At 70.4% G+C, this 13996-nt stretch carries 14 protein-coding genes; 6 read left to right on the top strand and 8 right to left on the bottom strand.

The annotated features are described in order from the left end of the window. Window positions 1-9: 9 nt before the first annotated feature. The gene (locus EJ357_RS08775) at window positions 10-2487 is read right to left on the bottom strand and encodes an alpha-L-arabinofuranosidase C-terminal domain-containing protein (RefSeq protein ID WP_126390294.1); all 2478 of its coding nucleotides are present in this window, start codon (window positions 2485-2487) and stop codon (window positions 10-12) included. A gap of 137 nt (window positions 2488-2624) precedes the next feature. Between EJ357_RS08775 and EJ357_RS08780 the strand changes: the two genes are divergently transcribed. Beyond that, on the top strand, window positions 2625-3104 hold the full coding sequence (locus EJ357_RS08780; RefSeq protein ID WP_126390296.1) for a DUF6314 family protein: 480 nt from the start codon (window positions 2625-2627) through the stop codon (window positions 3102-3104). On the opposite strand, the gene EJ357_RS08785 is transcribed toward EJ357_RS08780, so the two are convergent. After that, window positions 3086-3679: a histidine phosphatase family protein gene (locus tag EJ357_RS08785; protein ID WP_126390298.1), complete on the bottom strand. Its 594-nt coding sequence runs from the start codon at window positions 3677-3679 to the stop codon at window positions 3086-3088. The two genes, EJ357_RS08780 and EJ357_RS08785, sit on opposite strands and share 19 nt — an antisense overlap. A gap of 172 nt (window positions 3680-3851) precedes the next feature. Further along, entirely contained in the window at window positions 3852-4286 is a 435-nt protein-coding gene (locus EJ357_RS08790) for a GNAT family N-acetyltransferase (protein ID WP_126390300.1), read from the bottom strand. Between the two features lie 89 nt (window positions 4287-4375). Here EJ357_RS08790 and EJ357_RS08795 point away from each other — a divergent pair, with 89 nt between their 5' ends. Continuing rightward, window positions 4376-4996 carry a DUF6461 domain-containing protein gene (locus tag EJ357_RS08795; protein WP_126390302.1) on the top strand — a complete coding sequence of 207 codons (621 nt, stop codon included), beginning with the start codon at window positions 4376-4378 and terminating at the stop codon, window positions 4994-4996. Here the strand turns inward: EJ357_RS08795 and EJ357_RS08800 are convergent. After that, window positions 4993-6435 carry an aminotransferase-like domain-containing protein gene (locus EJ357_RS08800; protein ID WP_126390304.1) on the bottom strand — a complete coding sequence of 481 codons (1443 nt, stop codon included), beginning with the start codon at window positions 6433-6435 and terminating at the stop codon, window positions 4993-4995. The genes EJ357_RS08795 and EJ357_RS08800 overlap by 4 nt on opposite strands. Here EJ357_RS08800 and EJ357_RS08805 point away from each other — a divergent pair. Together EJ357_RS08805 and EJ357_RS08810 are read left to right on the top strand one after the other, a co-directional pair. Next, window positions 6434-7378 (top strand): DMT family transporter, encoded by a 945-nt coding sequence (locus tag EJ357_RS08805; protein WP_126390306.1) that lies wholly within the window; start codon window positions 6434-6436, stop codon window positions 7376-7378. The genes EJ357_RS08800 and EJ357_RS08805 overlap by 2 nt on opposite strands. A gap of 94 nt (window positions 7379-7472) precedes the next feature. Beyond that, complete coding sequence (locus EJ357_RS08810) at window positions 7473-7667, top strand: DUF1918 domain-containing protein (protein WP_126390308.1); 195 nt, start codon at window positions 7473-7475, stop codon at window positions 7665-7667. 13 nt (window positions 7668-7680) lie between these two features. Here EJ357_RS08810 and EJ357_RS08815 read toward each other — a convergent pair whose 3' ends face one another. Then, on the bottom strand, window positions 7681-8943 hold the full coding sequence (locus EJ357_RS08815; RefSeq protein ID WP_126390310.1) for a glycoside hydrolase family 10 protein: 1263 nt from the start codon (window positions 8941-8943) through the stop codon (window positions 7681-7683). A 194-nt stretch (window positions 8944-9137) separates the two neighbouring features. Here EJ357_RS08815 and EJ357_RS08820 point away from each other — a divergent pair, with 194 nt between their 5' ends. Together EJ357_RS08820 and EJ357_RS08825 are read left to right on the top strand one after the other, a co-directional pair. Continuing rightward, window positions 9138-10010 (top strand): 3-hydroxybutyryl-CoA dehydrogenase, encoded by an 873-nt coding sequence (locus tag EJ357_RS08820; protein ID WP_126399311.1) that lies wholly within the window; start codon window positions 9138-9140, stop codon window positions 10008-10010. Between the two features lie 216 nt (window positions 10011-10226). Next, window positions 10227-10484 carry a hypothetical protein gene (locus tag EJ357_RS08825; protein ID WP_126390312.1) on the top strand — a complete coding sequence of 86 codons (258 nt, stop codon included), beginning with the start codon at window positions 10227-10229 and terminating at the stop codon, window positions 10482-10484. On the opposite strand, the gene EJ357_RS08830 is transcribed toward EJ357_RS08825, so the two are convergent. The 3 genes from EJ357_RS08830 to EJ357_RS08840 form a co-directional block, all read right to left on the bottom strand. Further along, on the bottom strand, window positions 10481-11020 hold the full coding sequence (locus tag EJ357_RS08830) for an NUDIX hydrolase (protein ID WP_126390314.1): 540 nt from the start codon (window positions 11018-11020) through the stop codon (window positions 10481-10483). The genes EJ357_RS08825 and EJ357_RS08830 overlap by 4 nt on opposite strands. Before the next feature lie 87 nt (window positions 11021-11107). After that, the gene (locus EJ357_RS08835) at window positions 11108-12448 is read right to left on the bottom strand and encodes a transcriptional regulator (RefSeq protein WP_126390316.1); all 1341 of its coding nucleotides are present in this window, start codon (window positions 12446-12448) and stop codon (window positions 11108-11110) included. A gap of 280 nt (window positions 12449-12728) precedes the next feature. Further along, complete coding sequence (locus tag EJ357_RS08840) at window positions 12729-13805, bottom strand: PP2C family protein-serine/threonine phosphatase (protein WP_126390318.1); 1077 nt, start codon at window positions 13803-13805, stop codon at window positions 12729-12731. Window positions 13806-13996 lie beyond the last annotated feature (191 nt).

Raw genomic sequence — 13996 nt, forward strand, 5'->3', positions numbered from 1 at the left:
GCTCCCCGGCTACCTCTGCTTGATCCGCAGGAAGGTGACCGAGTTCGCCGGGAAGGTGTACGTGAACTTGTCGGCGACCCCCTCGAAGACGGAGCTCTTCGGGGCGACCGGCGTGGCCGTCTCCGAGTTCACCGCGTCCGGCGCGGCCGCCAGCGTGGTCACCCGGGCCGTGGAGGCGACCTTCGCGCCGCCCAGGTCGATCGCCGTACGGGCCGCCGTGGACTGGGCGTTGACGACCTTGACGATCAGGTCACCGGTCTTCTTGTCCAAGGTGACGACCTGGCGGAACGGCTCGGCCGGCTTGTCGTCCTTGAAGCTGCCCCACTCCTGGCCGTCGAGATAGAGGGTGACCTGGCGGCCCCGCACCTTGACCTGGATGTCGTAGGTACGGCCCGTCTCGATCGACCCTGCCTTGGAGATCAGCGTCCCCTTGCCGCCGTCGACGGCCTGCTCCACGGCGGACTGCGTGTTGTTCCAGCCGCCCAGGTTCCACCAGTAGTAGTTGCCGGTGTCCTTGACGCCGAAGGCGACGAGGAAGCCCTCCTTGCCGGACTTCTTGGTGGCCTTCACCTTCAGGTCGTAGTCGTGCCAGGTCGGGTCACCGGCCGAGACCATGGTGTTCTCGGCGGCCACGTCGCTCTGTACGTACTGCCCGTCCTGGATGCTCCAGCTGCCGCCGCCGGTGTGCCTCCACTGCACGGCGTCACCGCTGAAGTCGTCGGTGAGCAGCGTCCCGCCGTCCGCGTCGGTGACCCGCACATCGTCGTACGCCGCCGTGGTCGCCCAGGTCGACAGGCCGACCGCGCCGGTGATCGGGCCCTGCAGCGACGGTGTTCCGGTGGCCGTCGAGGGCACCACGCGGTCGCCGACGTTGGTCATGAACAGCTTCTGGACCTCGTAGTTGGCGGAGTTCCAGGAGGCGTGGTTGTTGAACCACACCAGGTCCGGGCGCCACTGCACATAGTCCTCGTTGGCGAACAGCGGGGCGTAGGAGGCCAGCTTGACGACGTCCGCGTTGCGCTCCAGGCCGGTCATGAACGCGGCTTCGGCGAGGCCGTTCTTGAAGGCGTTGCCCTGGGAGGCGTACTCACCGAGGAAGACCTTCGGGCCGCCGCGGTCGTAGGAGTCGTAGCGGTCGTTGTTCTGCAGGAACCACTGCGGGCTGTTGTAGTAGTGCTCGTCGACCATGTCGACCTTCTCCTGGCGGTTGAGCTGCCAGGCGGTGTCGAAGGTCTGACCGGCGTCGTCCGGGCCGGAGTTGGAGACGACGGTGATGTCGGGGTACTCGGCCTCGATGGCGGCGCGGAACTGCTTGAACCGGGCCATGAACTCGACCGGCAGGTTCTCCTCGTTGCCGACCCCGAGGTGGGTGAGGTGGAAGGGCCTCGGGTGGCCCATCTGCGCGCGCTTCCTGCCCCAGGTCGAGGTCACCGGTCCGTTGGCGAACTCGATGAGGTCGAGGGTGTCCTGGATGTGCCGCTTGAGCAGCGCCTCGTCGTCGACGGCCTGGTTCTGGCCGCAGCCGGTCACCAGGGCCGGGACGACCGGCAGCGGCATGGCGCCGATGTCCTCGGCGAAGCGGAAGTACTCGTAGTAGCCGAGGCCGTAGGACTGGTTGTAGCCCCAGAAGTTGGAGTTGGTCGCGCGCTCCTCGACCGGGCCGATGGTGTCCTTCCACTGGTAGGACCGCTTGCGCTGCCAGTTCGAGGCCTCGCTGTAGTCCTCCATCGAACCGGTGTTGACCAGGCAGCCGCCGGGGAAGCGCAGGAAGCCCGGGTGCAGGGCCGCGACCTTCTCGGCGAGGTCCTTGCGCAGGCCGTTGGCCTGGTGCTTGTAGGTGTCGCGCGGGAAGAGGGACACCATGTCCAGGGCCGCCGCGGCGGACGAGGCGACGGTGAGGCGGCCGTCGCTGCCGGTGCGGGTCGCGGTGAAGGTGGCGCGGTACTTGGCCCAGCCGCCCTTGCGTACGGCCACCTGCCGGGCGGTCGCGAGGGTGCCGTCGGCGTCCTGGAGGGTGACGCTGAGGGCGGTGCCGCCCTCGGCGCGCGCCCACACCGAGAAGTCGTACTTCTTGCCCGCCTCGACGTGGATTCCGGTGTTGTAACCGGCGTTCGTGACGGCCGAACCGGCGCCCAGGGACAGGTAGTTGCGGTTGCGCTCGTTGAGCCGGCCGGCGTCGTTCACGACCTGACCGGTGCCCTCGACCGTCCAGGAGGTGAGGGGCGTGTACGACCGGTTGTCGTCGGTCGAGTACTCGAAGGACCGGTTCTGCACGAGCTCGGCGTACAGACCGCCGTCCGCGGCCCGGTTGATGTCCTCGAAGAAGACGCCGTACATCGTGTCGTCGATCTTCGCGCCCTTGGCGGTGGGGTCGACGGTGATCGCGTAGTCGGCGACGTCCTCGGCGTGGGCAGGGGCGGGGATCAGGCCGGCCGCCACCAGGAAGGCGGTGGCGGCGATGCCGTATCTCCAGCGCGTGCGTGACATGGACACTCCGCGGCTCGTTGTTCGATATGTCAGACAATGATCAGGACTTCGAACGGCAAGATAGGGAGGGGGATTTGAGAGCGTCAACAGGTCGGTCGGGATCGAAAGTGTCGGAAGCGGTCGGAGGCGAGGGACGGATGGGCGAGTTCTGGCCGGTTCCGGATGCACTGGCATATCTGGCCGGGCACTGGCGGGTCGAGCGGTCCGTGCGGGATCTCTCGAGCGGGGATGAAGGGGAGTTCTCCGGTACGACGGTTTTCGGCCGCCTGGAGGGTGACGGGCCGCCGGACACCGGACTGCTGCACGAGGAGTCCGGCACTTTCGTCTGGCAGGGCGTCGGGCGTCCCGCCGAGCGGACGCTGCGCTTCCTGCCGGGTGCGACACCGGGCACCGCGGACGTGCGCTTCGCCGACGGGCGGCCCTTCCACGACCTGGACCTGACCTCCGGGCGGCACATCGCCGACCATCCCTGCTCGGCCGACCTCTACCGAGGTGAGTTCACCGTCCGGGACGAGGACCACTGGCGGACGGTGTGGCGGGTGCGCGGCCCGGCCAAGGACCTCGTCCTCACCACCGACTACGCGCGCGTGGACGCCGGCTACGCCCGCGAGGGCTGAGTCGGCGCCCCGTCGAAGCGGAGGTTCCAGCGGCCCGCCCGGCCGGTCACGGTGGTCGCCGACAGGGGGCGCACGTCGAGGTTCCAGTACGTGGCGGGCGGCGCCTTCAGTGCGTACACCAGGGCGGCGCGGATCACCGACGGTTCGGCCACGGCGACGATACGGCCGCCGTCCTCCACGGGCCGGGTGTCGAGCCAGGCGCCGACGCGGCCGATGAACGCCAGCAGCGACTCACCGCCGTGCGGCGTGCCGCGCGGGTCGGCGAGCCACGCGTCCACCGCCTCCGGCTCCCGGGCCATCGCCTCGCCGAGGGTCAGCCCGCGCCAGCGCCCCATGTCACAGTCGCGCAGGGCGAGTTGCGACAGCGGGGCATACCCGAGGGCATCGCCTGTCGCGCGACTGCGCGGGGTCGGCGAGCAGTAGCGCAGCTCGGCGGCCGCCAGCGGCAGCAGGTCGCGCGCGACGCGCTGCACCTCGTCCCAGCCGGCCTGGTCCAGCGGCCGGTCGTCCTCGAAGCGCTCGGCGAGCAGCGGTGAGCTGCGCGCGGCGGCGACGAACGTGACCCGAAGTGGCATGCGGCGATGGTGTGTCGTGAAAGTGCGCAGGTCAAGGGGTGTTGTGGAGGAGTCACCGAGGGTGGACGACACCTTACTGCGGGGTCAGGATCAGGCGGACAAGTCGCCCGAAAACAGAGCTGTTGGAAGTTCAAGCAGTGCCGTCGGAAGGACAGTTCCGCCGGCGGCTGCGCTAGAAGTACAGCGCCATCCACTGATCCGGCCGCTCCAGCGGCGCGAACCCGAGCTTCTCGTAGACCCCGTGCGCGTCGTGCGTGGCGAGCAGCATGCGCTTGATGCCGTACGGCCGCAGGTGCTCGCGTACGCCCCCGACGAGCGCCGTCCCGATCCCCTTGCCGCGCACCGACGGTTCGACGTACACGTCGCACAGCCACGCGAAGGTCGCCCGGTCGGTGACGACCCGGGCATAGGCCACCTGCTCCCCCGAAACCGTCTCGTACACCCCGAAGTTCAGCGACCCCTCGATCGCCCCGTCCTGCTTCTCCCGCGCCCTCCCGATCGCCCAGTACGCGTCGGTGGACAGCCACCGGTGCACGCGCTCGGCGTCGACGCGGTCGGGGTCGGCGGAGATCTCGTAGCCCTCGGCGAGGGGCGGGGTGTCGGTCATGCGGCGAGATTCGCAGGGCGAGCGCGCGGGCGTCGAGCGGATTTCCCCGAGGGCGGGGCGTTGTCAGTGGCGGGTGCGATGCTGCGGGCATGACTGGGACGACGACCGCCGCGGACTACGCCTGGCTGGAGGAGCGGTACGAGAACCTGATGCAGGCGTACTGCGTCACGCTGGTCCGCGGACTGACCCCCGAGGAACTGCTCCGCGAACTGGCAGCCGAGCCCGGGCCACGGATCACCGGCGTCGACGGCCTGTGCGAGCCCTCGTACGACGATCGCGGGGCGTACCGGCTGTTCGTCGGGGCGACCTCGGTCGGCGACTGGTCCCTCATGGTCGAGTTCAACGGCTACCTCGGCGTCACGAACGAGGCCATGATCCCCCTCTCACGCGGCCGCACGGTGGTCTCCCACTTCCTCAACGTCAACGCGGTGGACCATTTCTGCTGGTACGAGGACGGCGAGCTGCGCCTGCACTTCGAGCCGCTCTTCGCCCACTACCGCGAGGGCACCCGTCCCGACGAACTCCTGGAGGAAATGCGGGCGTCGGGCTTCGACCTGATCGAGCACGACGAGGACGACGAGCGGGACTACGAGGGCCTGACCGGCGCCTCCTTCGCCCTCGCCCACCGCATCACCGGCATACGCCTGACCCCGGAGCTGTTCGCGTCGGCCGAGTTCACCTGCGGTGTCGCCCCGGTACCCCACGGCTAGAGCACCTCGTCACAGGCGGCCCGCAGCCGCCGTACCCCCTCCGTGATCTCCCCGATCCCCGCCGCCGCCGCGAAGCTCAACCGCAGGTGCCCGGCCGGAGGCTCCGCGCTGAAGTACGGGCGGCCAGGGGTGATCGCGACGCCCGCGCGCAGGGCGGCGGAGGTCAGGGCCGCCTCGTCGGCGCCGTCGGGGAGGCGGAGCCACAGGTGGTAGCCGCCGGACGGGATGTGCGGGAGGGCGAGTTCGGGGAGGTCGAGGCGCAGGGCGGCCGTCATCGTGTCGCGGCGGGACTTCAACTCGGCGGAGATCGCCCGCAGATGACGCGGCCAGGCGGGCGAGCCGACGAGTTCGAGCGCGGCCTCCTGCAGGGGCCGGGGCACGAAGAAGGTGTCGACGACCTGGATGGCGCGCAGCCGCTCCAGCACCGGGCCCCTGGCCGCGAGCGCGCTCAGCCGGAAGCTCGGCGAGGTGGCCTTGGTCAGCGAGCTGACGTGGACGACGACGCCGTCGGGATCGTCGGCGGCCAGCGGACGCGGCAGCGGCCCCGCGTCCTCGTGCACCAGCCGTCGGACGAAGTCGTCCTCGATGACGAAGGCCCCGGCCTCGTGCGCGATGCGCAGCACCTCGGCGCGCCGCTCGGGGGCGAGCATCGCGCCGGTCGGGTTCTGGAACAGCGGCTGGCAGACGAACACCCTGGCCCCGGTCGCCCGGAAGGCGTCGGCGAGCAGCGACGGCCGGACACCGTCCGGGTCGACCGGGACCGGGATCGGGCGCAGGCCGGCCGCGCGGGCGATCGCCAGCATGCCGGGGTACGTCGGCGACTCGACCAGCACCGGCGCACCCGGCGGAGCGAGCGCCCGCAGCGCGGTCGTCAGCGCCGACTGGCCGCCCGCGGTGATCAGCACCTCCGCGGCCGTGACAGCACCGCCCGGCCCGCCGATACCGCGCGCGAACCACTCCCGCAGCTCCGGCAGCCCCTCCATGGGCGGCCTCCCCCACGCCCCGGGCCGGCGGCTCGCCCGCGACAGCGCGGCGGCCATCGCCCGCTCCGGCTGCAACGACTGGTGCAGATAGCCGCCGTTGAACTCGATCACGCCGGGCGGCGGGGCGGTGAGCGAGGCCAGCACCCCCGAGGCGTCCACCGAGCGCGGCACGAGCTCCGCTGCGGCGTCCGCGCTGAGCGCCACCTCCTGCCAGGAGGTGTCCCCGACGGGAGAGGCCTGCGTACGAGGTTCGGCGCGGAACGCTCCGGCACCCGGCCGGGTCACCACCAGCCCCTCGGCGGCCAGTTGCGCGAGGGCGCGGGAGACGGTCACCGGGCTCACCCGGAACCGCTCGACGAGGGCCCGGCTCGACGGGAGCTTTCCACCAGGAGAGTAGCGGTCCAGCTCCTGCCGCAGCCGACCTGCCAGTTCACCGACACTGCTACGCTCTTGCATGAGAACCGAGAATAGCGCTATCACCTCGAACCCGATAGCAGTCACCACCCCGGTCGCCTCGCCCTCGTCGGGCGTCCCGGCCAGGAAGACCCTCGGCGGCACCCTGCAGGCCGCTCTCGGTGTGGCGGCCTTCTCCCTCACGTTCCCCGCCACCGCCTGGGGCCTGGAGGGTTTCGGCCCCTGGTCCCTGGTCGCCGTGCGCTGCGTGCTCGCCGCCCTCGTCGCGGGCGGCTGCCTGATCGCCCTGCGCGTGCCGCTCCCCGCCCGCCGGCACCGGGCGGGCCTCGCGGTGGTCGCCGCCGGAGTGGTGGTCGGCTTCCCCCTCTTCAGCACGCTCGCGCTGCAGACGTCCACCACCGCGCACGCCGCCGTCGTGGTCGGCCTGCTCCCGCTGACCACCGCCCTGTTCTCGGCCCTGCGCATCGGCACCCGCCCCTCGCGCACCTTCTGGACGGCTGCGCTCGTCGGAGCGGCCGCGGTGGCCGCCTTCACCGTGCAGCAGAGCGGCGGCGCGCTGAGCACGGCAGACCTGTACCTCTTCGGGGCGCTGCTGGTGTGCGCGGCCGGCTACACCGAGGGCGGCCGGCTGGCCCGGGTGATGCCGGGCTGGCAGGTGATCGGCTGGGCGCTGGTGCTGTGCCTGCCGCTCAGCGTCCCGGCCGCCGCGGTCGCCCTGTCGTACGAGCCCGTCCACCTGAACTGGCACGGCGTGACCGGACTGCTCTGGGTCGCGGCGGGCTCGCAGTTCATCGGCCTGGTCGTCTGGTACCGGGGCATGGCGGCCATCGGCATCCCGAAGGCCAGCCAGTTGCAGTTGGCCCAGCCCCTGCTCACACTGGTGTGGTCGGTGCTGCTGCTGGGCGAGCACCTGACAGTGGCCGCCCCGCTGACGGCCGCGGCAGTGCTCGTGTGCATCGCCGTGACCCAGCGGGCGCGTGGCTGAGCGGGCCCGTACGACCCACTTCCAACCACCGCTCCACGCCGTAGACTCAAGGCCACGGACCGCTGCTCCCGCACCTGGTGAGGAGGCCCAACAGATGCGTGCAACCGTGGGCGACCAGCTTGTCCAGCACGGCAGGGTGGTCGGGCAACACGACAAGGTCGGCGAGATCGTCGAAATCCTGGGCCAGGAGGGCAACCCCCCGTACCGCGTCCGTTTCGAGGACGGGCACGAGGGTCTGTGCTCCCCCGGCCCCGACACCGAGATCCGTCACAAGAACAGCGCGAGGTAGCTCGACGAGCAGATCAGCGCGGGGTCATGGCCGGCTGCCCGTAGTGGTCGTCGACGACCTGCGCCATGGCCCCGATCCGGTCCGTGGCCACGTCCTTCGCGGCGAAGAAGACGTGGCCGTGCGCTTCCGGGTGCTTCTTGGCCAGGGTGAGGTGCCGGGACAGCTCGGCCCGCTCCTGCCAGGCAGCGGGCTGCGCCGGATCACCGGCCTTGTACAGGGCCTCGCCGATGTACAGCTGTGTCCTGCTGCCCCGCGCCACCTCCGCCCACCAGGGCACGAGCTTGGCGTAGTCGGCGGCGGCGAGGCCGATGTTCCAGTACAGCTGCGGGCAGATGTAGTCGATCCAGCCCTCGCGGACCCACTTGCGGGTGTCCGCGTGGAGATCGTCGTACGTCTGCACGCCCGCTCGTGAGTCGGAGCCGAGGGGGTCGGTGGCGGCGTTGCGCCACACGCCGAACGGGCTGATGCCGAACTGCGTGGTGGGCCGGATGCGCCGGATGCCGGCCGCCATCTCGATGACCAGCTTGTCGATGTTGTCCCGCCGCCAGGCGGCCCGCGTCGCGAAACCGCCGCCGTAGCGGTCGTAGGCGTCGGTGTCGTCGAAGGTCTGGCCCGCCACCGGATAGGGGTAGAAGTAGTCGTCGAAGTGGACCCCGTCGATCTGGTACTTCTCCACCGCGTCGAGCATCGCCTTCTGCACGAAGGTGCGCACCGCGGGCAGCCCCGGGTTGTAGTAGAGCTTGCCGCCGTACGTCACCACCCACTCCGGGTTCTGTCGGGCGGGGTGCGATTCGACCAGCCTGGTGGGGTCCGTGTGGTTGGCGATGCGGTACGGGTTGAACCAGGCATGCAACTGGAGATCACGGGCGTGGGCCTCCCGGACGGCGGTGCCGAGCGGATCCCAGCCGGGGTCCTTGCCCTGCGTACCGGTGAGGACCTGCGACCACGGCTCGTACGGCGAGGGCCACAGGGCGTCGGCCGTGGGCCGTACCTGGAGGATCACCGTGTTCAGGCGGTGCTCGACCGCCCGGTCCAGGTGAGCGATCAGCTCGTCGCACTGCTCGTCCGCGGTCAGGCCCGGCTTGGAGGGCCAGTCCCGGTTCGTCACGGTCGCCACCCACACGCCGCGCATCTCCCGGACCGCCCGCCGCCGGCCCGGCTCCGACCCGCGCGCCAGGGCGGAACCCGCCGCCATCGCGCCGCCTGCCGCCACGAGTGCCGACAGGGCGGTCGCCGTGAAGGCCCGTCGTGACAGCCGTGACTTCCGGTGCAGCATCTCTTCGTACCTCCGTGTGCCGTGGTCAAAGGCCCACCCCGCAGCAGATCCGTACGTACCGGATCGCGCCCGCGCCAGCTTTTCATGAGGCACCCGAACGATCGATCAAACTTCGCCGAAGGTAACGTGCAGGTTTGGAGCAGGCGTCGAACAACGGCGACCTGCCGCAGTCGTGGACCAGCGAAGGGGACGATGTGACCGGCATCTCCGGAGATATTGCACGCGTCGGTGTGGTGGGCTGCGGCCAGATGGGAGCGGGCATCGCCGAGGTGTGCGCCCGTTCCGGCCTGGACGTGAAGGTCGCCGAGACCACCGGCGAGGCCCTGGAGATCGGCCGCACCCGGCTGCACAACTCCCTGGCCAAGGCCGCCGAGCGCGGCAAGATCAGCGAGGAGGAGCGGGACACCACGCAGGCGCGGCTGTCCTTCACCACCGACCTGGGCGAGTTCGCCGACCGCGATCTGGTGATCGAGGCCGTCGTCGAGAACGAGCAGGTGAAGACCGAGATCTTCCAGGTCCTCGACCAGGTCGTGACCCGTCCGGACGCCATCCTGGCCTCCAACACCTCCTCGATCCCGCTGGTGAAGCTGGCGGTCGCCACCTCGCGCCCCGACCAGGTCATCGGCGTCCACTTCTTCAACCCGGCCCCGGTGCAGAAGCTCGTCGAGCTGATCCCGGCCCTCACCACCTCCGAGGGCACGATCGCCCGCGCCCAGGCCTTCGCCGAGAAGCTGCTGGGCAAGCACGCCATCCGCGCCCAGGACCGCTCCGGCTTCGTGGTCAACGCGCTGCTGATCCCCTACCTCCTCTCCGCGATCCGGATGTTCGAGTCGGGCATCGCCAGCCGCGAGGACATCGACAACGGCATGGAGCTGGGCTGCGCCCACCCGATGGGACCGCTGAAGCTGTCCGACCTGATCGGCCTTGACACCGTCGCCTCCGTGGCGCAGAGCATGTACGACGAGTTCAAGGAGCCGCTGTACGCCGCTCCCCCGCTGCTCCTGCGCATGGTCGACGCGGGCCGGCTGGGCCGTAAGTCCGGCTCGGGCTTCTACACCTACGCCTGACCACAGAGCGCGGGAACGGCCGATTACAGACGGTCAGATTCCGGCCAAGTACACGGGCCCGGCACCGAGCAGGTGCCGGGCCCGCGGCATTCACACACCGTGTGCGCTCCGGGCTCGCATATGCCCCTCGCACACTCTCCCCATGCGTCCACCAGGCGAGTTCACTTTTCCTGCGCATGCCAGGGATTCGAGACGACTACGGAAAGGAGCGGACAAGTGACCGCCGATCCCGAGCATCCCGTCGTATCTGGAGAACTCGCAGAGTTACGACGCCGACTCGACGTCGCCTACGCCCGCGTGGAGGGCGGGCTGGCTCTGCTCACGCACCGCACCGAGGAGACCGCGAAGGAACTCGACGAGCTGAACACCCGGATCAACACACTGGAACACGCGCGCTGGCCGCTGCCCGCGGTCGCCGCCCTCACCGCCGTGGGTGCTCTCGTCGTGGCGATCTGGCAGGCGGTCGGGCACTAGCCGTCCTGACCCAGCCTGAGCTGGTGCAGCATCAGTAACGCGGCCGCCATGTTGGCGGCCGGGACCTCCCCACGGGCGACCATGTCGGGGACGAGCTTCAGAGGGACCCATTCCCGGCGGTCCGACTCGAAGTCGTCCACGGGATGCCCGACGTACTCGCCCTCGTCGGCCCAGTAAATGTGGTGCCGGGCGTCGGTGAGCCCGTTGGAGGGCTCCACGCTCATGAGGTGGTGCAGGGGTCCCGGCCGCCAGCCGGTCTCCTCCTCGAGCTCCCTGGCGGCCGCGCGGACGATGTCCTCGCCGTCCTCGACGACGCCCGCCGCGAGTTCCCACCCCCAGCTGTCGGTGATGAAACGGTGGCGCCACAGGAGGAGGACCTCATTGGCCTCGTTGACCACCGTGGCCACGGCGACCGGCCGCAGCCGTATGAGGAAGTGGTCCAGATGCCGACCGTCCGGCAGCTCCACATCTGCCAGATTGACGGTGAACCAGCGGTTTTCATACACAGTTTGTTCGTTCTGTTTCGTCCACTGCACGGTTCTGCCACCTTCCGTCGAGTAAGTGGCAATATCGCAGCAGGGACTATGAGGTGTCGGTGCTCTCGAGTACCGGCTTGCACGGGCCTAAAGCGGTACGCGCAGTGCTCCGTCGATGAGTTCGGCGGCCTCGGCGGTGCCCGCGGAGCCGCTTCGCACCAGGTGTTCCCGCACGGCCCGGAGTCTGTCGCGCAGGCGCTGGGACTCCATTCCCCGCGCCTGCTCGGCCATCTGCACCGCTGTGGCCACCGCCTTGTCGGCGTTGCCCTGACGCAGCTCGATCGTGCTGAGCATGGCCAGCCGGTGCACCCGGCCCCGGTCGTGGGCGGGATTGTCGACGGCGGCCGCGGCGTGCTCCCCCGCCGCCGCCAGCTCCCCGAGACTCAGCAGCGCCTCCGCCACCTGGACGTTGACGAGTCCGGGCTGGACATAGCCCGTTTCGTCGGGTTCGTATCCGCGGTGGATGCGATCGGCGGCCTGCTCGGCACGCCGGATGCAGGACAGGGCGCTCGTGCCGTCGCCGAGGTGGGCGTACGCCTTCGCCTGCATCGCGTACAGGTCAGAGGCGAGCGCCGGGGTGATGTGCTTGCCGGCGGCCCGCAGCGCGGCCTCCGCGAAGGCGACGGCCTGCCGGAACTCCCGCATGAACAGCGACTGGTTGACCAGCAGCGCGATCACATACGCGCCCAGCCCCCGGTCCCCGCTGGCCTTCGCGAGCCGCAGTGCCTGATGGAAGTAGCGCTGGGCGAGCCCGTGCGCGTCGGAGTCGTACGCGCAGATGCCGGCCACCGCCACCAACCCACCGGTGGCGCGGTGCAGTTGACGCCCCGTGGCATCGGTGTAGCTGCCGCGCAGCAGCGGGGCGGCCTCGGCGTTCAGGAACCCCACGATCCGGGTGCGGGTCGCTATGCCGCCCGCCTTCCGGTACATCTGCTCGTAGTGCGTGCGGGCCGCGCGCAGCATCTCGATGTCGCCGGGGGTGACCCGATGCCTCCCACCACGCGAGACGTCCACGTCCTCGGGCGGGTTCTCCCACTCCCACACGGGCATCACGGCAGGTGTTCCCGTGACCGCGGGCGCTCCCAGGATGTGGGGCCGCTGCTGCTCGTCGGAGCGCCACAACGCGGTGGCCCGCTCCACGAAGCCGGACAGCGAGGTGGCATGCGCGGTGGACGGTTCACCGGGCACACCCAGGCCGATGTCGTCGAGCGTGACGGTACGGTGCAGCCGGGCGGCGAGCACCTCGCAGATCAGGTCGGGCACCTGACCCCGTGGCCGCTGGCCCTTCAACCACCGTGCGACGGCGGTGTGTTCGTATCTCAGCGCGAGCCCACGCGCCCGCCCCGCCTGGTTCACGTGTGCTGCCAGCCCCGCGTGCGAGATCCCGGCCTCGTCCAGGATCGCGTCGAGCAGAGTGTTGGGCTGCATATATGCCCCCCGGGTGGCTCGGTGCCGACAGAGTAGTGCGAACCGGTTCACACGGGGTGTGAACGGAGTGCCCGAATCCGTAGGGTGCGCGCGCTGTTGCGGAGAGTTTCCATCCAGTTGACTGAAATGCCTCGCAAGAGGCCGGCCGGGCCGCCGGCTCCCCCTCGTACAGTGCGGCGGCCCGCATCCGCGCCGTCCGCCCAGCTGCCTGCCCGACACTCCGTGGCGGGGCGGACGGCGTCGCCGCGCCGGCGTGGCGGTGCGACTGAACGCCGTTGCTCTAAAGGTGGTTGGTCGGCTGCGGGTTTGTTGTGGCTGGCCGCGCAGTTCCTCGCGCCCCTGACGGGGCGCTGCACTGGACGTGGGTTCTGTCGTTCCGTAGGACCAGTAGCGCTATGTCGTCCGCCGGGTGTCCTCTTGTGTGGCGGAGGAGGGCGGTGAAGAGGGTACGCAGTATCGATTGCGGTGTGACGGGCTGGTCGTGTACGGCGCCGGTGAGCGCCGCCTGCAGGGAAAAGAACCGGCCGCGCGCGTCCCTCGCGTCCTCGACTCCGTCCGTGTACAGGACCAGGGAGTCGCCGGGGAGCAGGGCGCCGCAGGGCAGCGGGGTGAGGTCGGGCGGGAGCGGGAACGGGCCGAGGGGTGGCAGCGGATCAGCGCGGGCGACGGGCTCCACGTCTCCCTCCGTCAGCAGATACGGCCAGGGATGGCCGCAGTTGAGGGCTTTCATCTCGCCGTCACGTCCGATCTCCAGCAGCAGGACGGTGACGAACTCCTCGGCGACCGGGGTGTCGGGCTCTACGCCGGAGGCGGGGTGCTCGTCGCGTGCCCGCTCGCGCAGGTGCCGGGCCAGGGCCCGATCCAGCCTGCGCAGCACCTGGCCGAGATCGGGTTCGTCGTGGACCGCCTCGCGGAAGCTGCCGAGGAGGGCGGCCACCGTGCCGATGGCGGCGATGCCATGGCCGCGTACGTCGCCCATCACTGCCCGTACCCCGTGCTCGGTGGCGACGACCTCGTACAGGTCACCCCCGACACAAGCACTGCGATCCGCGGAGAGCTGGGCGGCGGCGACGTTCAGCCCGTCGATGCGCGCGGGCAACGGCCGCAGCAGCGCGTTCTGCGCGGCCCCGGCGACCTTGCGGACCTGCCGGAGCTCACGCAGCAGTGCCTGCCGGACATGCAGGATCAGTCCGGTCCCCACGGCGAAGAAGACGGCGCTGGTGACGACCCGGGCACCGAAACCGTCCTCCTGGGCGAGCGGGCAGGCCAGCTTGTACGTGATCGCCATCGCGCCCCGTGCGACGGGCAGGCCCATCGCCAGCACTTTCGGGGGAACCCGAGCCTTGATGCGGAACATGCCGATGGCCCCCCAAAAGGCCCTGACAACGCAGAATCGGACCGACCCCGAAAGGCCGGTCCGATTCTGTCGAGAGATGGCCCGGAAGTACCAGGTCACCCGGAGAAGTCACCCTATTGAGTGAGGTGACCGCAACGCACCCCTTCAGGGGCGCAGGGAACTGCGCGAGCAACCACGGACAACCCGCGGCC

It is taken from the genome of Streptomyces cyaneochromogenes, assembly GCF_003963535.1.
GTDB classification, from domain to species: domain Bacteria; phylum Actinomycetota; class Actinomycetes; order Streptomycetales; family Streptomycetaceae; genus Streptomyces; species Streptomyces shaanxiensis.